This is a genomic window from Bacteroides salyersiae (assembly GCF_031172035.1).
Classification (GTDB): Bacteria; Bacteroidota; Bacteroidia; order Bacteroidales; family Bacteroidaceae; genus Bacteroides; species Bacteroides salyersiae.
The window spans coordinates 3168122-3187443 of sequence record NZ_CP133452.1 but is presented as its reverse complement, the minus strand read 5'-3'; the positions used below and the strand labels follow the sequence as shown (position 1 = coordinate 3187443).

Sequence of the window (19322 nt, the reverse complement as noted above, 5' to 3'; positions counted from 1 at the left end):
CCATCGCTAATTTATACATATTTTTGTTCAAAATTTAAACCAAGCAACAAACAAAATCATAAAAAAGAAATGAGGAGCATTTTAAAAGCAATCATCATCACCCTCTGCTTATTAGTAAAAACCTACTTGTCATACAGCGAGAACACTGGTACCAACATCAATCATATTCTCGTTCTTAATGCTTACAGCAGTTCTAATCCCTGGAGCAATAGTTTCATCACTCCAATTGTAAACATGGCATCACAAAACAAACAAATCGGAGTGTATGTAGAAAACTTAAACATGCTGACATTACAAGACGCTGAAGCAAGAAAAAATCTGAAAAAGGATATACTTTCAGAAGTATATTCCTACTCTCCCAAAGTTATTGTACTTATAGGAAATGCAAGCTTCATCCTACACGATGAATTGAACCGGCGCTGGCCCGACATCCCTATGATATTGTGCGGTGAACGGGATTACACAGGGCCTATCGACTCGATCATTCAAGGGCATCCCCTCACAGAAGAAGAACGTATTCCTATAAATAGCCTGCAAGACAAATATAACCTGACAATGATGCAGGCCAATATTTATATGGAAGAGAATCTTCAGCTTATGAAACAACTGATCCCGCAAATGGATAAAGTTATATACATCGGTGATGAAACATATATCTGCCAACAAAACGATTACGATCTTTCCAAACTCATCCGTGAGAAGTATCCGGAAATGGGATACGAGTTCATTTCTGCCAAAAACACTTCGACCGACAGCCTGTTTTCCATCTTGAACCAGCAAGACCTGCAAACTACCGGCATTCTATTTTCCTCTTGGCTCCGTGCCAAGGACTACAATGGCAATACCGTACTGATAAGTAATTCGCATCGGATCATCGCCACTTCATCCATGCCTTTATTTTCATTCAGAACGGTAGGGGTCGATGAAGAAGGCGGAATCGTAGGCGGCTACATATATGATGAAGAAAAATACGTCGACCGGCTTTTAAACACGATTAAAGAAATTCTCAATGGAAAACAGGCACGTGATATCCCTTTTTACTATGCCACAGATGCTGCGCCAAGGTTCAATTACCAATCATTAATCCAACACAATCTCAGTCCCGAGCGTTGTCCTGAAAACACCGTTTTCTATAATGCCCCTCCTACTTTCTGGGAACAATACGAATATATAATCATCGGAAGTATCTGTTTTATTATCGTTCTTTTGCTATCTTTCCAGTATCACCGCCTGCACGTACTCGAAAAGATGAAACGATTACAACAAAAAGAACTGGAAACCACTACAAGATACTATAGCCTTATCAATAACATGCCCATTCTTTATATGTCGGAAGAACTGATAAAAAATAAAGAAGGCCGTATCATCGATACCAAATACACCGATGTAAACAAACACTTTGAAAACAGATTCTTCAAACGAAATGAAATCATAGGAAAGTCGGGCAGCGAAATGTTCCCGGAATCAATGCCACAATTCCTGTATTTCATGAATATAGCCTTACAGGAAAAACGCTCCATCACTTTCTCTTACTATTACAAAGAAATAGATACATTTTATGATATCGTAGTAAACGCTACCAGCGACGGACGCTTTATGGATGTATTCTGCCTGAACAGCACAGAATTACATCATGCACAAAAACAGTTACGCTCTATCAACCATAAGCTTTCGATGGCTCTCGACATAGCCAACATTGTGCCCTGGAAATGGAATCTGCAAACTCACACCATACTTTGTGACATAAACAAACCTGTCGAATTAAGTGATAATAATAAAATAAATGAAGAACAAATGTCTGTGCCCGATAATCAATATTTTGCCAAGATATACAAAGAAGATCTTCCTAAAGTGAAAGAGGCCTATGCCGATCTGATTGCCGGACGTATACAGACTGTTAAAGAAGAATACCGTGTTGTGAACCGTGTCAATGGTTGCAAGCACATCGATTGGGTAGAAGCCCGCGCTGCCGTAGAAAGTTATGATGAAAAAGGAAAACCGCTAACACTGGTAGGTTCTTCATTGGTTATCACTGAACGAAAAAAGATGGAGACAGATTTAGTTTCTGCCAAAAACCGTGCAGAAGAATCCAACCGTCTGAAATCTGCTTTCCTTGCTAATATGAGCCATGAGATTCGTACCCCTCTTAATGCCATCGTCGGATTCTCCGGAATTCTGGCCTCTACTGAAGCGGAAGAAGAGAAACAAGAATATGTCAGCATTATCGACAACAACAATACTTTATTGTTACAACTTATCAGTGACATCCTCGATCTTTCTAAAATTGAAGCCGGTACGATGGAATTCATAGACACTGATTTCGAACTGAACAAAGTCATGACAGAGCTGGAAAGTTCTCTTCGTCTGAAACTGTCTCCGGACAAAGAGGTCACGCTTTCGTTTGAGCCCCAATTACCGGAACTTTATATTCACGCCGAACGTAACCGTATTTCACAAATAATTATTAATCTGGCTACTAATGCCATTAAGTTTACCAATAAAGGCAGTATACGTTTCGGCTACGAAAAGCGTGACAATGGCACTCTTTATTTTTACGTCACCGATACCGGATGTGGCATTCCGGCCGAAAAACAAAAAGATATATTCGAACGCTTCGTTAAGCTAAACAATTTTGCACAAGGTACAGGTTTAGGTCTCTCTATCTGCCAAACCCTCGTCGAACATATGGGAGGGGAAATCGGTTTGAAATCCCAGATAAACGAAGGTTCTACTTTTTGGTTTACCCTACCTTATGTTCCTGCAACTAATCAGCATCATGAAGAAGAGACAAAGTCAGAACCGATAAAAATAAAAAAACAAAAAATCACGATTCTGGTTGCAGAAGATCATGAAAGCAATTATCATCTGATAGAGTCCATTCTCAAAAAAGACTACACTTTGGTGCATGCCTGGAATGGAAAGGAAGCGGTTGATCTATTCAAAGAATATGCTCCACAACTCATTCTGATGGATATCAACATGCCTGTTATGGATGGATACGAAGCGACTAAAGAGATACGCAAATATTCGACTCAGGTTCCAATCATAGCTGTCACCGCTTTCGCCTATGCTTCTGACGAACAAAAAGTCATGGAAAACGGCTTTGATGCCTATATGGCAAAACCGATAAATGCCGACCAATTGAAAACACAAATAACTTCCATGCTAAGGCAACATATCATTTTCATGTAACAAGTTACTTTTGAAAAAGCATATTTAGCAATGCTTAGAACCTGTTTAAATTTTCCTCTTAAAAGTTCTTATCAGTTTATTTTGAGCAAAATTTAAACAGACTTAAAAACACTTGATATATTGTTCCGGTTTGATCAGGCCATTTCATTTTAGAAGCTTCCCCTAAGGGACAATTTTGTTCATCGGGGTACATTATCCACATAGAATTTACCCCCTTCACCCCCTTCACCTTTTTTAATCAAATCCCCTATTTATCGGTGATGCAGAGTGAAGGCACGCCTTGTTTTTCCGGCAACCGTGCCCACCGTCTGTATGATCGGTGCTCACTGCCCGTATGCCTGAGGCTTACGCCCCGTATGCCCAGTTCTTGGAAGGTATTTACACAGAGAGCGGAAAGTGGCAACGGCCCTTCACCCTGTACTGCCGATGAATAGGGTATTTGATTAAAAAAAGGTGAAGCCGGTGAAAGGGGGAAAAAACATACAGAAGAGTCAACATTCTAAAGAATAAAACATTCACCGGAAAAAAGATGCTACATCTTTTTTGGAAACCTGCACATCTTTCCGTTAAAACCTGTTACATCTTTTTTGGAAAGTTGCTACGTCTTTTTCTTGAAGATGCTACAACTTATCACAAAAAGAAATAGCCCCGTAAATCAATGATTTACAGGGCTATTTAGTAAATATTTCTACTATTTCAGCGGAGAGACAGGGATTCGAACCCCGGGTACCTCGCAGTACAACGGTTTTCAAGACCGCCGCAATCGACCACTCTGCCACCTCTCCAAAACTTCTTCTTCATCTCTTTCTCACGAACCTCATCTGTTGTTCGTTTAAATTCAAATCAGAAGCGCTTTTCGTTAAAAGCGGTGCAAAGATACAAAGAGATTCTAAAACTCCAAACGTTTTCATAAAAAAAATGATATAATCTTTTATTCTCATTCCCTATTTATAGGTATTTTATGCTATTAAACACAAAATGGAGAATATTTATACCCATAATATGAAAAATGGTTGTAACTTTGCACGCTCTAAAGAAGATGGATACCCCCAACCACTAACTAAATATTTTATTATGGAATTGAATAAAACCTTTAATGACGGACTTTGGAGCAAAGAAATCAATGTGAGGGACTTTGTCAGCAACAATATCACTCCCTATTATGGAGATTCTTCTTTCCTGCAAGGCCCTACCGAACGTACAAAAGCGGTGTGGAACTGCTGTCTTAAAGCACTCGAAGAAGAAAGGGCAAATAACGGTGTACGATCACTCGACCACAAAACCGTATCAACAATAACTTCGCATAAAGCCGGATACATCGACAAAGAAAATGAGCTAATCGTCGGCCTGCAGACAGATGAACTGCTGAGACGTGCCATCAAACCGTTCGGTGGAATCAATGTGGTGGCTAAGGCATGTCATGAAAACGGTGTGGAAGTAGACGACCGTGTAAAAGATATTTTTACTCATTATCGTAAAACACACAACGACGGGGTATTCGATGTATACACCGAAGAGATCCGCTCGTTCCGTTCATTGGGATTCCTTACAGGACTTCCAGACAACTATGCCCGTGGACGTATCATCGGTGACTATCGCCGCCTGGCCCTCTATGGCATCGACCGTTTGATTGAAGCGAAACAGGAAGATTTGAAACACCTGACAGGCCCGATGACTGAAGCCCGTATCCGCCTTCGCGAGGAAGTAGCAGAGCAAATCAAGGCACTGAAAGAAATGAAAGTGATGGGCGAATATTACGGACTCGACCTCAGCCGCCCCGCATACAATGCCCAAGAAGCCGTTCAATGGGTATACATGGCCTATCTGGCAGCTGTAAAAGAGCAGGACGGCGCCGCAATGTCCTTAGGTAATGTATCATCTTTCCTTGACATTTATATTGAATACGATCTCGCTCACGGAAAGATTGACGAAACATTCGCACAGGAACTAATCGACCAGTTTGTCATCAAACTGCGTATGGTACGCCACTTGCGTATGCAATCTTACAACGATATTTTTGCAGGAGACCCTACATGGGTAACCGAATCAATCGGCGGACGCTTCAACGACGGACGTACCAAAGTTACCAAAACTTCTTTCCGTTTCTTACAAACCCTATACAACTTAGGACCGTCACCGGAGCCTAACATGACTGTATTGTGGAGCCCCGACCTACCGGAAGGTTTCAAAGAATTCTGTGCAAAAGTTTCCATCGACACCTCTTCCGTACAATACGAAAACGACGATCTGATGCGCGAAGTACGTCAGTCGGACGACTATGGTATCGCCTGCTGCGTATCCTATCAGGAAATCGGTAAGCAGATACAATTCTTCGGCGCACGTGCCAATCTTGCCAAAGCACTGCTGTTGGCTATCAACGGTGGACGTTGTGAAAACACCGGTACGGTAATGGTAAAAGATATTCCGGTGTTGACGGGCGAGGTGCTGAAGTTTGAAGAAGTAATGGCTAACTATAAAAAAGTACTGACCCAGATAGCACGTGTATACAACGATGCCATGAACATCATTCACTATATGCACGATAAGTATTATTATGAGAAAGCACAAATGGCACTCATCGATACTAATCCGCGCATCAACTTAGCTTATGGTGTAGCCGGCCTTTCGATTGCTATCGACTCGTTGTCCGCAATTAAATATGCCACGGTGAAAGCCCGTCGCAATGACATCGGACTGACGGAAGGTTTCGACATCGACGGTGAATTCCCCTGCTTCGGTAATGACAATGACAAAGTAGACCACCTGGGTGTAGACCTTGTGTATTATTTCAGCGAGGAGTTGAAGAAATTGCCGGTTTACAAGAACGCCCGTCCTACCCTTTCATTGTTGACCATCACCTCCAATGTGATGTACGGTAAGAAAACCGGTGCCACTCCCGATGGACGTGCCAAGGGCATTGCCTTTGCTCCGGGTGCCAATCCGATGCACGGACGTGATAAAAACGGTGCGATTGCTTCTCTGAGCTCGGTAGCCAAACTGCGTTACCGTGATTCACAAGACGGTATCAGCAATACCTTCTCGATCGTCCCGAAATCACTCGGTGCCACAGCAGAAGACCGGATAGAGAATCTGGTAACAATGATGGACGGATACTTCACCAAAGGCGCACATCACCTGAACGTAAATGTACTGAACCGCGAGATGCTGGAAGACGCCATGGAGCATCCGGAAAAATATCCGCAACTCACCATCCGCGTTTCCGGATATGCTGTAAACTTCATCAAACTAAGCCGTGAGCATCAATTGGAAGTTATCTCACGCAGTTTTCATGAACGCATGTAATGTGAAAAACTGAATCGATAAAGAAGATGATAAACGTACATTCATACGAAAGTATGGGAACATTCGACGGGCCGGGTCTTCGGCTCGTCGTTTTTCTACAAGGTTGTAACTTCCGTTGTCTCTACTGTGCCAACCCGGATACGATTGCCGCCAAGGGAGGAACCTCCACAAATCCGGAAGAGATTGTCCGTATGGCAGTAAGCCAAAAACCTTTCTTCGGAAAACGTGGAGGAATCACATTCTCCGGAGGTGAGCCTACCTTGCAGGCGGAAGCATTATTGCCTCTGTTCCGCAGGCTGAAAGAAGAGGGAATCAATATTTGTCTCGACAGCAACGGTGGAGTATGGAACGAGCATGTAGAAGAATTATTGAAGTTGACAGACCTCGTACTGCTGGACATCAAGGAATTCAATCAGGTACACCACCGGACACTGACCGGACGAAGCAATGAGCAGACATTGCGTACGGCAGCCTGGTTGGAAGAAAACGAACGGCCGTTTTGGTTACGCTATGTATTAGTGCCCGGATATAGTGATTTTGAAGATGACATCCGCGCACTCGGCAGACAACTGGGAAACTACCGGATGATTCAGAAAGTAGAGATACTCCCTTATCACACCCTTGGCGTACATAAATACGAAGCAATGGGACAAACCTATCAACTGAAAGGAATCAAAGAGAATACGCCGGAACAGACCGAACACGCTGCCGGGCTATTCAAAGAGTACTTTAAAACCGTACAGGTAAACTAAGATAAAAAGACTGACAAACTGAAATAAAAAGAAGAAAAAGACTTGACTTACACATTTTAAGTTCGTATCTTTACGGATGTAATCATGAAATAGATTCAATTAAACTACACCTAAAGGAGAAGGCCGCCGCTTCCTCCTTTCTTTTTATAAATACAGGAAACCAAAGTTCCAAACACGGTATTTTCACTATCCGGGCACGATACTTTCATAAAATAACACGGCATGTAACGATGAATAACAAGCAACGTTACGATGAATAACAAGTAACGTCACGATGCCTTTCATTATTTGTCTCGGTACAAATGTTGCTATGGGGCAATGCCACACACTTTCTCCTGAAAAAACAACTATCCGAGTTAATAATACATAAATCCGCTCTTGACAGATTTATCAATAAGTAAAGCGAATCCCCGCCTGAAGATTGAAATTGAAAGGAGTATCTTTACGAATCGTCTGCACATCGGAACCATCGTCAAAGAAATAAGCAACTCCGGGCTCTACATAGACACCGATATGCTTCGTTGCATTAAACTGCGCACCTACCGCACCGGAAACCGAGAATTGCAACGGATTTACCGTCAGCTTGTCATTTCCTAACTTGCCATATACGCACTTTTCTACCATTCCGCCGGCAGCTACGTATAATGTGAAACGATCTTTATCAAAGAAATTCCAGTTGGCACGAACAGGAATACCGATATAATGCAGCTTCTGATCAATCCGGGCATCACTAACCACCGTCTGTACATCGGAAGAAAGCAAAGTATATGTCACACCTGTTTCCACGGAGAAACCTTTCGCAAGTCCTTTACGCACCGACAGCCCGAAAGAAACCGGTTGATGATGTTTGATATCTACTATTTCATCCGTCCGTTTTAAGTAAGGCACCCCTTCTTTAAATACCACCACCTGATTATTGGGAATCTGAATAATCTCATTCCCGGCAGTAGGTGCCAAGTTCAACCGTTGGTCGGAAAACGAACTGTGCAGAGGTTCTACTGCCCCGTTACCGGAGAAAGAGGTACCGCCACCATTCCCGACAGCCGCCCCCACAGACCAACGCCCTTTCTTTGCTTTGGGTTTCTCTGCCGGAATATGCAATTTATCTTGCCCCGAACGTTGATGAGGACGCACGACTGTACCTGATTCTTCTTTAGTCTCTTTCGTTTCATCCGGAAGAGTCTCTTTCGCTTCTGCTTCCCGTATCGGGTTTACCCCTTCTTCCACCGGACATGTAACAGTTTCGGCAGGTACCGAGGGTTCGATTCCCTCCCTCTCCGTCACTTTCCTCGCTTGGGCAATTACCGGACGTGGCTGCACAGGTTCCACCTTTGCCACTTGCATGTCGGGATCGTGTGCCGGTGGCAACAGATCGGGATCGGAGGCCAATACCGGAGCAACCGTATGACGTATTTCATCGGCCGTAGGAGTATTCAGAAAATAAATACTCAAAGAAGAGGCCACCACCAGTAACACTGCGGCCGCTGCTGCTCCCCATCTGCGATAAGGATACAGTATTCTTTTTTTGACAGGCGGCACCAGCTCCTTCTCCAGTTGTTCCCAACCGAAAGGAGGTATCGGCTCAGAGTAGTTTTCCAACTTCTCTTTCAGCTTGTCCATCCACATCTCTCTATCTTTCATCTTCTCATCCTTCATCTGTCATTCATCATTAACCATTCTTTCACTTTCCTGGCCAGCACGGTTTTGGCACGAAACAATTGCGAAGCCGAGGACTTTTCGTTGATACCCAGCAATTGGGCAATCTCTTTATGCGACTTATCTTCAAACGTGTATAAGTTGAATACGGTACGATAACCGGCAGGCAACTCTTCTACAAAATGCATCAAGACCTGCTGTGGTATGGCCTCCACCTCCGAAGCATCCGGTTCTTCGTATGTTTCGGGAGCATCTTCCAGTGCCATCGACTGGCTCATCACATCATTTTTTCGCAGATATTGCAGTGCCACATTCACCATCACACGTTCCATCCATGCCCTAAGAGAACCTTCACCACGCCAGGTGAATTTATCGAACGAACCGAAAATCTTCAGGAAGCCGTCGTGCAGCAGATCCTGGGCGGTCTCTCTGTCTCCGGCATATCGGAGACAGATACCGAGCATCCGTCCGGCATACTGCTCATAAAGTTCCTTGCGGGCACGGTTGTCGCCTTGCCTGCATAGCTCTGTCAGCTCTTGTTCTTCCATTCTCTTAAACACGTGTTTATCTTATAAATGCAGCAAAGATAGAAATACTGCATATAGAGAACAACACTTTTCCCACTTTTGTTTCTTTAACAATATTCCGTGCAATATTCTTTTCTTTCCTGTATTTTCCATACGGATGCTTCCCCCACAGGGAGGCGCACCGGGCAAATGAAAGCCTTTACAATTTAAGTGTAATATTCCAAAACCAAAACGAACTTATGAAGAAATTGAATTTATTTGCAGTAACCGTGATCTTGGCTCTCGTTCCCTTCCTCCAGTCTTGTCTGGACGACGATGATGCCGTTTATTCCGATTTCACAATTGCCACTCTCAGACAAATTGATGACACGGATGATTATTATTTCGGTCTGGACAGTGGCAGAAAGATGTATCCGGGCGATGACTCCGCTATCCGTAATTATCCGATTGTAGACGGAAAACGGGTGTTCGTATGGTTCCATCAGTTTGAAGAACAAGTCCCCGGATATGATTATAATATTCAAGTAGTGAGAATGGATTCCATCCTGACCAAAGACATTATCCCGCTGACAGCCGAAACAGCCGACAGCATCGGAGACAACCGTATCAATATGACTTACCATTGGATTGCACAAGGCTATCTGACAATGGAGTTCCAATATCGCGGAACAAGCAATCCCAACAAAAAGCATATGCTGAACCTGGTATATGATACGGACAAAGATCTCATAGATGAGGAGGGGTACATCAACCTCGAATTCCGCCACAATGCATATGACGACGACGAAGGAAGAATAGGTGACGGCATCGTATCCTTTAAACTGGATAAAATAGCGGAGGAGATGAAAACCGCCAAAGGCTTGAAGATACGTGTAAATACGATTTATGATAATGTGATATACAAGAAAATAGACCTTGAAAAACAATCGAAAAGCAGCCAAATACCTACTGCTAATCAACTCAAACCGATGAGTTACACGACTGGAACGAACTATTAATTCTGATATAATAAAATGATGAAGCGGCTGTTTCCCAAAACAGGGAACAGCCGCCTTTTTATAAGCACAGGTTCGAAGTCTATGAAAAAGAACCTTTCTGCCTTCTCCTCACAAATCAAACAGGCATTTATTACTTATCAGAAGAAAGTATTTTCCAGATTCCGACACTTAATGCAGCACCGACAAACGGAGCCACGATAAACAGCCACAACTGAGACAATGCAACACCACCCTCAAACAAAGCCGGACCAATACTACGTGCCGGATTGACAGAGGCACCCACCGACCGGTCTTCACTAAACCAAGCATTGTACAGCCTGCAAAGTAAGCATCTCCTTAGGTACAGCAGTCCGTATCTCTTCCTTAAGCACAGCAAGCAGGCTGACACGTATAAAATCCTTATTGGTTGTCAGCACAATAGGCCGGGTGGGACGAGGAATAGCAAACGGACGCACCAACTCTTTCTGCGATTCGGAAAGCTGATACACGGCCAGCTCCGGGATAAATGTAATTCCTTTCCCGCTTTCCACCATCCGCATAAATGTCTCCATACTTCCCAAACGATAAGCCATCTGATGGAGCTTCACGGCTTCCATCTGGCAAAAACGAACTAACTGGTCGCGAAAACAATGTCCTTCATCAAGCAACCATAACCTCTCACCGGTAATGTCGGAAGTACGGACTACCTCTCGCCCGAACAAAGGTTCCTTTCGGGAAACATATCCATAAAACTGTTCATAAAAAAGGATCTCCTCGGACAAAGCCGTATCCTCTAACACACTTGCCAGAATAGCAGCATCGATATCTCCTGTATGTAAAGCCTGGCGGATATCCTGTGTCTTCATTTCTGTCACACGGATATCCAGCCCGGGATATTTCTCCATCATCTGCGGGAAAAAACGTGGCAACAGATAAGGTGCGATGGTTGGCAACACCCCCAGATGGAAAGTGCCGGTAAGCGTCCCCTGCTCCTCATTGATAATATCCTTCACCTGCGAAGCCTGTGTCAATATGGTACGTGCCTGCGCAATCACCTTCTCTCCTATCCGTGTAGGACACACCGGTTGCATGGTACGGTCGAATAGCTTCACTCCAAGTTCTTCTTCCAGTTTCTGAATCATTGCGCTCAAAGTAGGTTGAGTTACCCGGCAATATTCCGCAGCACGGGCAAAATGCCTGAACTGATCTACGGCAAGTATATACTCCAATTGTTGTATCGTCATCTATCAAAGTTTTACGGGTTATAGATTCTGTCTATGCAAAGATAGAAATTATCAGTTTGACACGCATACATTTTCCCCCTATCTTTGCAATACGAAAAAGAAAAATAGTATAAACCAATTAAAATAAAAAAAGTTATGAAAACATTAGATTATATCAAACTGAACGAATCGGGAGTGAACAACGTAGTAGCATCTTTGCAACAATTACTGGCAGATTTCCAGATATATTACACCAACCTGCGTGGTTTCCACTGGAACATTAAGGGACATGACTTCTTCGTACTGCACAGCAAATTTGAAGATTTGTATAACGACGCAGCCGAGAAAGTAGACGAAATAGCAGAACGTATCCTGATGCTGGGCGGCACTCCGGCCAACAAATTCAGCGATTATCTGAAAATGGCTAACATCAATGAAGTAGACCGCGTAAGTAACGGTGAGAAAGCTCTGGAAAATATCCTCGAAACATACAGCCACCTGATCGGTGAAGAGCGCAAACTTCTCTCCATTGCATCACAGGCCGGCGATGAAGTAACAGTAGCATTGATGAGCGATTATCTGAAAGAACAAGAGAAAATGGTTTGGATGCTGACAGCTTACAGCAACAAGTAAGCCCTCATGGCATATTAAATCAAAAGAGACACAATTTACGGTTATTGTGTCTCTTTTCTTTTTTACAACATCAGAATGGATTCATATCTATTTTATTACGATCTCATCCGTGAAAAGCCAGCCACCTTCTATTCCATTAGATAAAGCTTGATAACGGACATAGCGGGCCGAAGCTTTACCGTCCCATTCGTAGGTCCGGAATACCAACCGGTCTTCCGTAGTCGGCACATCGGTATGAAGGCGAGCCTGTTCGGTAAATGTATTTCCGTCTTCCGAAATAGAAATAATCACTTCACGTGGAAGCCATACATAAGGACCGGACAATTGCATAAATTCGGCAGCAATGGAAGAGATTTCTTTCATCTCACCCAAATCGACCGTAATATCCATATCCGTATTGAGGAAACCCTGCCAGCGTTTATCACCGTACGTCCATCCGCCACGAAGCCCGTCGACCAAAGCAGAATCTCCTCCGGCCGTATACTGCGGCGCATAAGGGCTGGTATATTTTACCGTTTTCATTAATCCTAAATGTTCAACAGGAATAGCCGCCTCCGGACGTTCTCCCACCTCCTTACTCAAATCGAAAGGATGATAGCCGTTATCCTGCAACCATTTTACCTCTTTCAATGCGCAACGATGGAAATGTTCCCAGTTTTTCTTATCCGGTTGTGTCCAGGCCACTTCTGCCAGAGCCAGCAGACGAGGATAAACCATATACTCCATATGCTCGGCAGTTGTTATATACTCTGCCCAAACATTTGCCTGCACACCTTGTATATAATCTGCTCCCTCTTTCGTCAAAACTTCCGGAATCGGATCATAAGAATATACTTTCTCCAAAGTCAAGTATCCGCCGATCGCTTCGGGCTGAGTCGTCGGAGCATCCTGGTAAGAATCCAGATAACAAAATCCGCCCGGTGTCATGATCACGTCATGCCCTGCTTTGGCTGCTTTAATTCCGCCTTCTTCACCACGCCATGACATCACAGTGGCACGCGGTGCCAAGCCGCCTTCAAGTATTTCATCCCATCCCAACAACTGCCGGCCGTGCTCATTCAAAAATTTCTCCATCCGATGAATGAGATAGCTCTGCAACTCCTTCACATCCGCCAGTCCTTCCTGCTTCATCCTCTTCTGACACAAAGGACACTTCCTCCAACTATCCATATTGGCTTCATCTCCGCCGATATGAATATATTCCGAAGGAAATATCTCCATCACTTCCAACAATACATTCTGCAGAAAAGTAAAGGTATCTTCATTGCCGATACAAACTTCAGAATTAACATACGGTTTTCCGGAGCAAGACAAATGAGGAAACACAGCCAGCACTTCTTCCGAATGCCCCGGCATCTCTATTTCCGGAATAACCGTGATATGACGTTGCCGGGCATACTCCACAATTTCCCGTGCATCTTCCTGAGTATAATATCCACCGTCTGCACCGGGGGCATCCTTCGTACAATACTTGCGCCCGCCTTTCCACCAGGCTTTCCAATTGGGATAAGGGCGATAGGCTGCCTGCTCCGTCAGTTCCGGATAACGTTTGATTTCCAATCGCCAACCCGCACCGTCTGTCAGATGCCAATGAAAGCGATTCAGCTTATAGCGTGCCATGGCATCGAGTTGTTTCTTGAGAAATTCTTTGGTACGGAAATGACGCGAAACATCCAGATGTAAACCTCTGTATGAAAAACGAGGGGAATCTTTTATCTCGATCAAAGGGAAAGAAAACGTTCCGTCAGCCTCTTGTTCCGCTAACTGCAACAGGCTCTGAAAGCCATAAAATAATCCGGCAGCCGATGGAGCAACAACAGAAATTCCTTTTCCGGTGATAGATAATTGATAGCTCTCCATCGATTCCTGATCGGAAACGGGAGCTATTATCGTAAAGCTAACCACACTCTTCTGGGTACCCTCTGCTTCCGGCTGTAATGCAAACGGAGATGCCTGAAGATATTCGGTAAATTCTTTCTTATCTTCTTCCGGCAAATTAGTGCTAAATACAGCTTGCCGGGGCAATCCGTATGTTCCGGAAGAAAGTTCTGATGACTGGGGCTGAGGTATAATCTGCACCTCGACCTCTTTTCTCTGCTGGCATCCGGCCAACCAGAAACTAATAAACAACAAACACGAAATAATTCCTTTTCTCATAATATTAAATATAAGAGATTGATTTGACAATACCGGGCGCAGTTGAAACGGGCTCCGCTTATCTATAATACAATCAAGTGAACAAAACTACTAAATAAAAATGAGGCTGTCCTAACAAACAATGTCCGGACAGCCCCTCTCTTTTTACCTTCACATAGACTAATAGCGAAAACTATTACCTAATAGAAAACTCCAATCGTCCTCCATGTACCAGCTCATCATGAGTGATACGGAATCGATTGAGCTTTTTGCCACCAATTTTTACATTATCAATATACAAGGCGTCAGGTTTCTGACGGGTAGACTCAATCACGAGTTCTTTTTCCTTGTACCATTTAGGATCAAGACGAATTATTACTTTATCAAAGACGGGAGTTGTCAACGTATACTCCGGCAATCCCGGACAATCCGGATAGAATCCCATCATATTAAAAATAGCCCAAGTAGACATTGTTCCTGTATCATCATTACCGGGAATACCGTCCGGCTGCGTAGTGAAATATTTAGCCAACAAACGTTGCGTTTCTTTTTGAGTACGCCATTCCTCTCCCTTAAAATAAGAAAACAGGTAAGGATAAGCGATATCGGGTTCGTTCGCCGGATCATAAAGCCCTTCGTCAAATATCATCTGTAATTTATTGACAAAAGATTTCTTGCCTCCCATTAAGCGGGCTAATCCATATACATCATGAGGTACATAGTATGTGTAATTCCATGCGTTTCCTTCGTGGAAACCGGGACTGGGTTCGAAGTTCTCACCCTGTTTCGGGCTGAAAGGAGAATAGAAAGTACCATCGGGAAGTATCGGCCGGAATGTGCCGAACTCTTTGCTATAATAGTGTTTATATCCCAACGAGCGATTATAGAACAACTTGGCATCTTCTTTCTTCCCTAAAGCATCGGCTAAGCGGGAAAGGGCGAAATCGGCAATGTAATACTCCAACGCATGAGATACCGAGTTGTCATATTGTTCGCGTAAAGGTACATAACCTTTAGACATATAATCATCATTATCCGGACGCATTAAATTTTCCGCACCGGGAAGCGTTGCCGATTTATACATCGCTTCATAAGCAAGATTAATATCAAAATCCCGCAATCCCTTCATCCAGGTATCCACTATAACGGGAATACTGGGATCGCCCTCCATAGTCAGCGTCTCCCGGCCATACAATTCCCACTTGGGCAACCATCCGTGTTCACGATACATATCGAGCATCGTACGTACCATCTCTATCTGGCGCTCCGGATATACCAATGTCAGTAATTGATGTACATTACGATAAGTATCCCACAGCGAGAAGACCGTATAACGGTTACCTTGGGTCGTCAATATCTTATCACTCTCCATTGCCGGATACTCTCCGTTTACATCCTGCAATACATTGGGATGAATCAGCAGATGATACATGGCCGTATAGAAAACGGTCTTCTGCTCTTGCGTCCCTCCCTCAACAAGAATACGAGACAGATCGTCGTTCCAACGTTCACGCGCTTCGGCATGTACCTGTTCAAAATTCTTGCCTTCCTGTTCTTTATTCAGATTGAGACGGGCATTTTCTATACTCACAAAAGAGACACCCAATTCCACTTCGATCTGTTCGCCCTCTGCGGTATCGAATGAAAAAAACGCTCCGATATCATCTCCGGCTATTTCTTTTCCATATTTGGTATAAAGCTTATACTTACCGTTATCTGGATCCCACTCCGCCTCCACACCGGTCATAGGCCGTTGCTTCTTCCAATACCCGGTTTGCTGTGGGACCTTGTTGACGCGCATCACAAAGTAAATAGGGAATACAGCTTGCGGATTATAGCAAAAAGTACCCAATAACTTCACTCCCTCTATCTCCTGTGCATTTACCCGACGAAGCATAGCACCGGATTCATTGGTGAGTCCTTCACCCAAATTCAACAGGATGTGGCTTTTACCCTTAGGAAATGTAAAACGAGTGACACCTGTACGGGGAGTGGCGGTCACCTCGGTTTTCACATCATATTTAGTCAGATAGTTGGTATAATACCCCGGTGATGCCTGCTCATCTTTGTAACGGCTTCCATATTCCTTATAATCGACATTCAATTCTCCCGTAGTAGGCATCAATAAAAGAGAGCCCAATTCCGGACACCCTACCCCACTCAAATTTACATGAGAATAACCGGTAAAAAAGCAGTTATGATACTCATAAGGAGTAGACCACCAACGGGCATCTTTATCATATTTATTATCGGCCGACCCCATCACGTTGAAAGGTACGACAGACATCATACCATTGGGACAAACCGCTCCGGGATTTGTAGTACCAAAGTTGGTAGTACCTATAAAAGGATTGACATAATCGGCAGGAGAAAGCTTCTCTCCGCTTCCGGCTTTTACCGGAAGCAGAAAGAGAGCTAATGTGTAAGTTAATAAAAGTCGCTTCATAAATCAGAATTACGATTAGACGATTTATAATTTACGGTAAAAAACTCTCTCTTTATCTTCTCTATACCTTTCACCATAAATTATAAAATCGTCTAACCAAATAAAAACTCTCTCTATCTATTTCTCTCTTATTCTAAATTATAGGTCGTTGAATCCGAATGATTAAACAATATTTGTTTTCTTGATAAATTCTATAATATCAGCAATATAACCGAAAGCCATTCCGACTACAGTATCTGCTGCGCCATAATATACCGCCACTCTTTCGCCATCCTGCAAAGCGGCACATGGGAACACGACATTAGGAACGTCTCCCTGCAATTCATAAGGAGCAGCCGGTGCAAGCAGATATTCACGCGTACGATATAATACTTTGTCCGGATTATCCCTGTCTAAAATGGCAGCACCCATAGAATAACGGAAACCGTTGCAAGTAGTTATTACTCCATGATAGAACATCAGCCATCCTTCTTCCGTGAGGAAAGGAACCGACCCTGCACCTATTTTCGTACATTGCCATGCACTTTCCGGGAACGGAGTTACTTTCATAACACTACGATGTTCTCCCCAATACTTCATATCCGGGCTATAACTGATATAGATATCACCGAACGGTGTATGTCCATTATCACTCGGACGACTCAGCATCGCGTATTTACCATTTATTTTCTGTGGGAAAAGCACACCGTTACGGTTGAACGGTAAAAAGGCATTCTCACACTGGAAGAACTCTTTAAAATCAAACGTATAGGCAATACCGATTGTCGGTCCATGATAACCGTTACACCAAGTAATCCAGTAACGGTCTTCAATCCATGTGACACGCGGATCGTATTTATATTCCGACTCGATCATCTCTGTATTGCCTGCCTTGAACCGGATAGGTTCGTGATTGATATCCCAATGGATACCGTCCTTGCTGAAACCGGCAAAAATATTCATCTGTACCGCTTTGTTATCGCAACGAAATACTCCGGCAAAACCATCTCCAAACGGTACAACTGCACTATTAAAAATACTATTTGATGAAGGAATATGATAACGTCCGATAACGGGGTTCTTTGAATAACGCCACATCACATCCGTACAACCGGCAGGGCGTTCTTCCCATGGCATATTAAATCTCTCGTTCATAATCTTTTTATATTAATATATTAATGTTTATTTTTTAGTATCCGGATAAGTAAACGGCACAAAATAAGTAATCAGGAAAGCCGGAATAGTGGCAAACAAAATAAAGATGAAGAAGTCGCGATATCCCAGCCAATCGCTGACAAATCCACTGACCATTCCCGGAAGCATTACTCCCAAATTCATGATGCCGGAAGCAAAGGCATAATGCGCCATTTGATGTTTTCCGGGAGCCACCTGCTGCATCATAAACAGCGTAAGTCCTACAAAACCGAATCCATATCCGAAATATTCGAGGACAATGGCACCGCCTATCAACATACCGCTTGTAGGTTGGTAAATAGCCAATAATGTATAAGCAATAAAAGGTAGATTGAAAGTACAGCAAAGAGAAAACAACGTTTTTTTCAATCCCCGATGCGAAATATAATAACCGGCCAATAAAGAACCCAACACAAAAGCTGCTGCGCCATAAGTGCCATAATAGATACCGATCTCCTGTTCACTCAATCCTAATCCGCCAATCTCTCTACCCGCTTTCAGAAACAACGGCACGATCTTCATCACAAAGCCTTCGGCAAAACGATAAAGAATAATAAAGGCGATATAATACCAAATATGTTTTTTCTTGAAGAAATCAAGAATGACTTCCACCAGTTTGTCGAATGTTTCCTTAAACGAAGTAGCCTCGGAAGTTGCAGCACCGCCGGAAGGGAGCATTCGTGTGTGATAAAGCCCCAATGATATCATTACGATCGCCATCACAAACATTACGATCATCCAGGCATGAACATTCGCTTCATACACCACTTCACCGGAAGCTCCTTCAACTCCTCCAAACCGTTTAACCAGCCATCCTGCCAGATATACCAATCCACCGGAAGCCACAATCTTGGCTATATTGTAAAAAGCACCTTGCCAACCGATGTACTTAGCCTGATCGGACTTACTCAGTTCTGTCATATAAACCCCATCCGTTGCAATGTCATGAGTAGCTCCGCTAAAAGCGATCACCGCCAATAACGCAATGGAGCAGGCAAAGAAATGAGGAAGCTGTAATGACAAAGCAACAAGCCCGAAACCGACTCCTGAAGCAATCTGCGTGAAGACAACGAAGAACTTTTTAGTTTTAAACATTTCCAAAAACGGACTCCAAAGAAATTTCAGGGTCCAAGGCAACATAATCAACGAAGTCCAAAGAGCAATTTGTGCATCGGAAATATCAAGTCCTTTAAACATCAGGACGGAAACCATATTCAATACAACAAAAGGCAGCCCCATCGCAAAATAAACAGTAGGAACCCATGAAACAGGGTAAAAGGCTTTTCTATTCATTAATAAGTGTT

General features: G+C 43.5%; 12 protein-coding genes, 1 tRNA gene and 1 pseudogene. 5 read left to right on the top strand and 9 right to left on the bottom strand.

Annotated elements, in window-relative coordinates; genetic code table 11:
• The first annotated feature begins 69 nt into the window (after positions 1–69).
• Entirely contained in the window at positions 70–3192 is a 3123-nt protein-coding gene (locus tag RB604_RS11710; RefSeq protein WP_007480299.1) for a response regulator, read from the top strand.
• Positions 3193–3892: 700 nt separating this feature from the next.
• On the opposite strand, the gene RB604_RS11705 is transcribed toward RB604_RS11710, so the two are convergent.
• Positions 3893–3977, bottom strand: a tRNA-Ser gene (locus RB604_RS11705).
• A 289-nt stretch (positions 3978–4266) separates the two neighbouring features.
• Here RB604_RS11705 and pflB point away from each other — a divergent pair.
• On the top strand, positions 4267–6495 hold the full coding sequence (pflB, locus tag RB604_RS11700; protein ID WP_021935498.1) for a formate C-acetyltransferase: 2229 nt from the start codon (positions 4267–4269) through the stop codon (positions 6493–6495).
• Between the two features lie 26 nt (positions 6496–6521).
• On the top strand, positions 6522–7247 hold the full coding sequence (gene pflA, locus RB604_RS11695; RefSeq protein ID WP_055295439.1) for a pyruvate formate-lyase-activating protein: 726 nt from the start codon (positions 6522–6524) through the stop codon (positions 7245–7247).
• 390 nt (positions 7248–7637) lie between these two features.
• On the opposite strand, the gene RB604_RS11690 is transcribed toward pflA, so the two are convergent.
• Both RB604_RS11690 and RB604_RS11685 read right to left on the bottom strand, forming a co-directional pair.
• A complete protein-coding gene (locus RB604_RS11690; protein ID WP_182422702.1) occupies positions 7638–8888 on the bottom strand; it encodes an outer membrane beta-barrel protein in 1251 nt (416 codons plus the stop codon).
• Positions 8889–8899: 11 nt separating this feature from the next.
• Positions 8900–9451, bottom strand: coding sequence for an RNA polymerase sigma factor (locus RB604_RS11685; protein ID WP_005924050.1), 552 nt, complete (start codon positions 9449–9451; stop codon positions 8900–8902).
• A 218-nt stretch (positions 9452–9669) separates the two neighbouring features.
• Between RB604_RS11685 and RB604_RS11680 the strand changes: the two genes are divergently transcribed.
• On the top strand, positions 9670–10428 hold the full coding sequence (locus RB604_RS11680) for a NigD1/NigD2 family lipoprotein (RefSeq protein WP_005924052.1): 759 nt from the start codon (positions 9670–9672) through the stop codon (positions 10426–10428).
• Positions 10429–10558: 130 nt separating this feature from the next.
• On the opposite strand, the pseudogene RB604_RS11675 reads toward RB604_RS11680, so the two are convergent.
• A pseudogene (locus RB604_RS11675) lies at positions 10559–10708 on the bottom strand (aquaporin); the annotation flags it as partial.
• Positions 10709–10724: 16 nt separating this feature from the next.
• A complete protein-coding gene (locus RB604_RS11670) occupies positions 10725–11651 on the bottom strand; it encodes a hydrogen peroxide-inducible genes activator (protein ID WP_007480290.1) in 927 nt (308 codons plus the stop codon).
• Positions 11652–11786: 135 nt separating this feature from the next.
• Between RB604_RS11670 and RB604_RS11665 the strand changes: the two genes are divergently transcribed.
• On the top strand, positions 11787–12263 hold the full coding sequence (locus RB604_RS11665; protein ID WP_005924056.1) for a Dps family protein: 477 nt from the start codon (positions 11787–11789) through the stop codon (positions 12261–12263).
• A gap of 87 nt (positions 12264–12350) precedes the next feature.
• Here the strand turns inward: RB604_RS11665 and RB604_RS11660 are convergent, their stop codons facing one another.
• From RB604_RS11660 to RB604_RS11645, 4 genes are all read right to left on the bottom strand, one after another.
• The gene (locus tag RB604_RS11660) at positions 12351–14420 is read right to left on the bottom strand and encodes a glycoside hydrolase family 20 protein (RefSeq protein WP_055295435.1); all 2070 of its coding nucleotides are present in this window, start codon (positions 14418–14420) and stop codon (positions 12351–12353) included.
• Between the two features lie 175 nt (positions 14421–14595).
• Positions 14596–16845, bottom strand: a complete 2250-nt coding sequence (locus RB604_RS11655; RefSeq protein WP_055295433.1) for a GH92 family glycosyl hydrolase — start codon at positions 16843–16845, stop codon at positions 14596–14598.
• 162 nt (positions 16846–17007) lie between these two features.
• Positions 17008–17979 (bottom strand): glycoside hydrolase family 130 protein, encoded by a 972-nt coding sequence (locus RB604_RS11650; protein ID WP_005924061.1) that lies wholly within the window; start codon positions 17977–17979, stop codon positions 17008–17010.
• Between the two features lie 27 nt (positions 17980–18006).
• On the bottom strand, positions 18007–19311 hold the full coding sequence (locus RB604_RS11645) for an MFS transporter (protein WP_021935492.1): 1305 nt from the start codon (positions 19309–19311) through the stop codon (positions 18007–18009).
• Positions 19312–19322: the final 11 nt, after the last annotated feature.

Coding starts and splice junctions, on each gene's coding strand:
- pflA (WP_055295439.1), top strand. CDS start 6,522: ATGATAAACGTACATTCATACGAAAGTATGGGAACATTCGACGGGCCG.
- RB604_RS11690 (WP_182422702.1), bottom strand. CDS start 8,888: ATGAAAGATAGAGAGATGTGGATGGACAAGCTGAAAGAGAAGTTGGAA.
- RB604_RS11660 (WP_055295435.1), bottom strand. CDS start 14,420: ATGAGAAAAGGAATTATTTCGTGTTTGTTGTTTATTAGTTTCTGGTTG.
- pflB (WP_021935498.1), top strand. CDS start 4,267: ATGGAATTGAATAAAACCTTTAATGACGGACTTTGGAGCAAAGAAATC.
- RB604_RS11670 (WP_007480290.1), bottom strand. CDS start 11,651: ATGACGATACAACAATTGGAGTATATACTTGCCGTAGATCAGTTCAGG.
- RB604_RS11680 (WP_005924052.1), top strand. CDS start 9,670: ATGAAGAAATTGAATTTATTTGCAGTAACCGTGATCTTGGCTCTCGTT.
- RB604_RS11665 (WP_005924056.1), top strand. CDS start 11,787: ATGAAAACATTAGATTATATCAAACTGAACGAATCGGGAGTGAACAAC.
- RB604_RS11710 (WP_007480299.1), top strand. CDS start 70: ATGAGGAGCATTTTAAAAGCAATCATCATCACCCTCTGCTTATTAGTA.
- RB604_RS11685 (WP_005924050.1), bottom strand. CDS start 9,451: ATGGAAGAACAAGAGCTGACAGAGCTATGCAGGCAAGGCGACAACCGT.
- RB604_RS11650 (WP_005924061.1), bottom strand. CDS start 17,979: ATGAACGAGAGATTTAATATGCCATGGGAAGAACGCCCTGCCGGTTGT.
- RB604_RS11655 (WP_055295433.1), bottom strand. CDS start 16,845: ATGAAGCGACTTTTATTAACTTACACATTAGCTCTCTTTCTGCTTCCG.
- RB604_RS11645 (WP_021935492.1), bottom strand. CDS start 19,311: ATGAATAGAAAAGCCTTTTACCCTGTTTCATGGGTTCCTACTGTTTAT.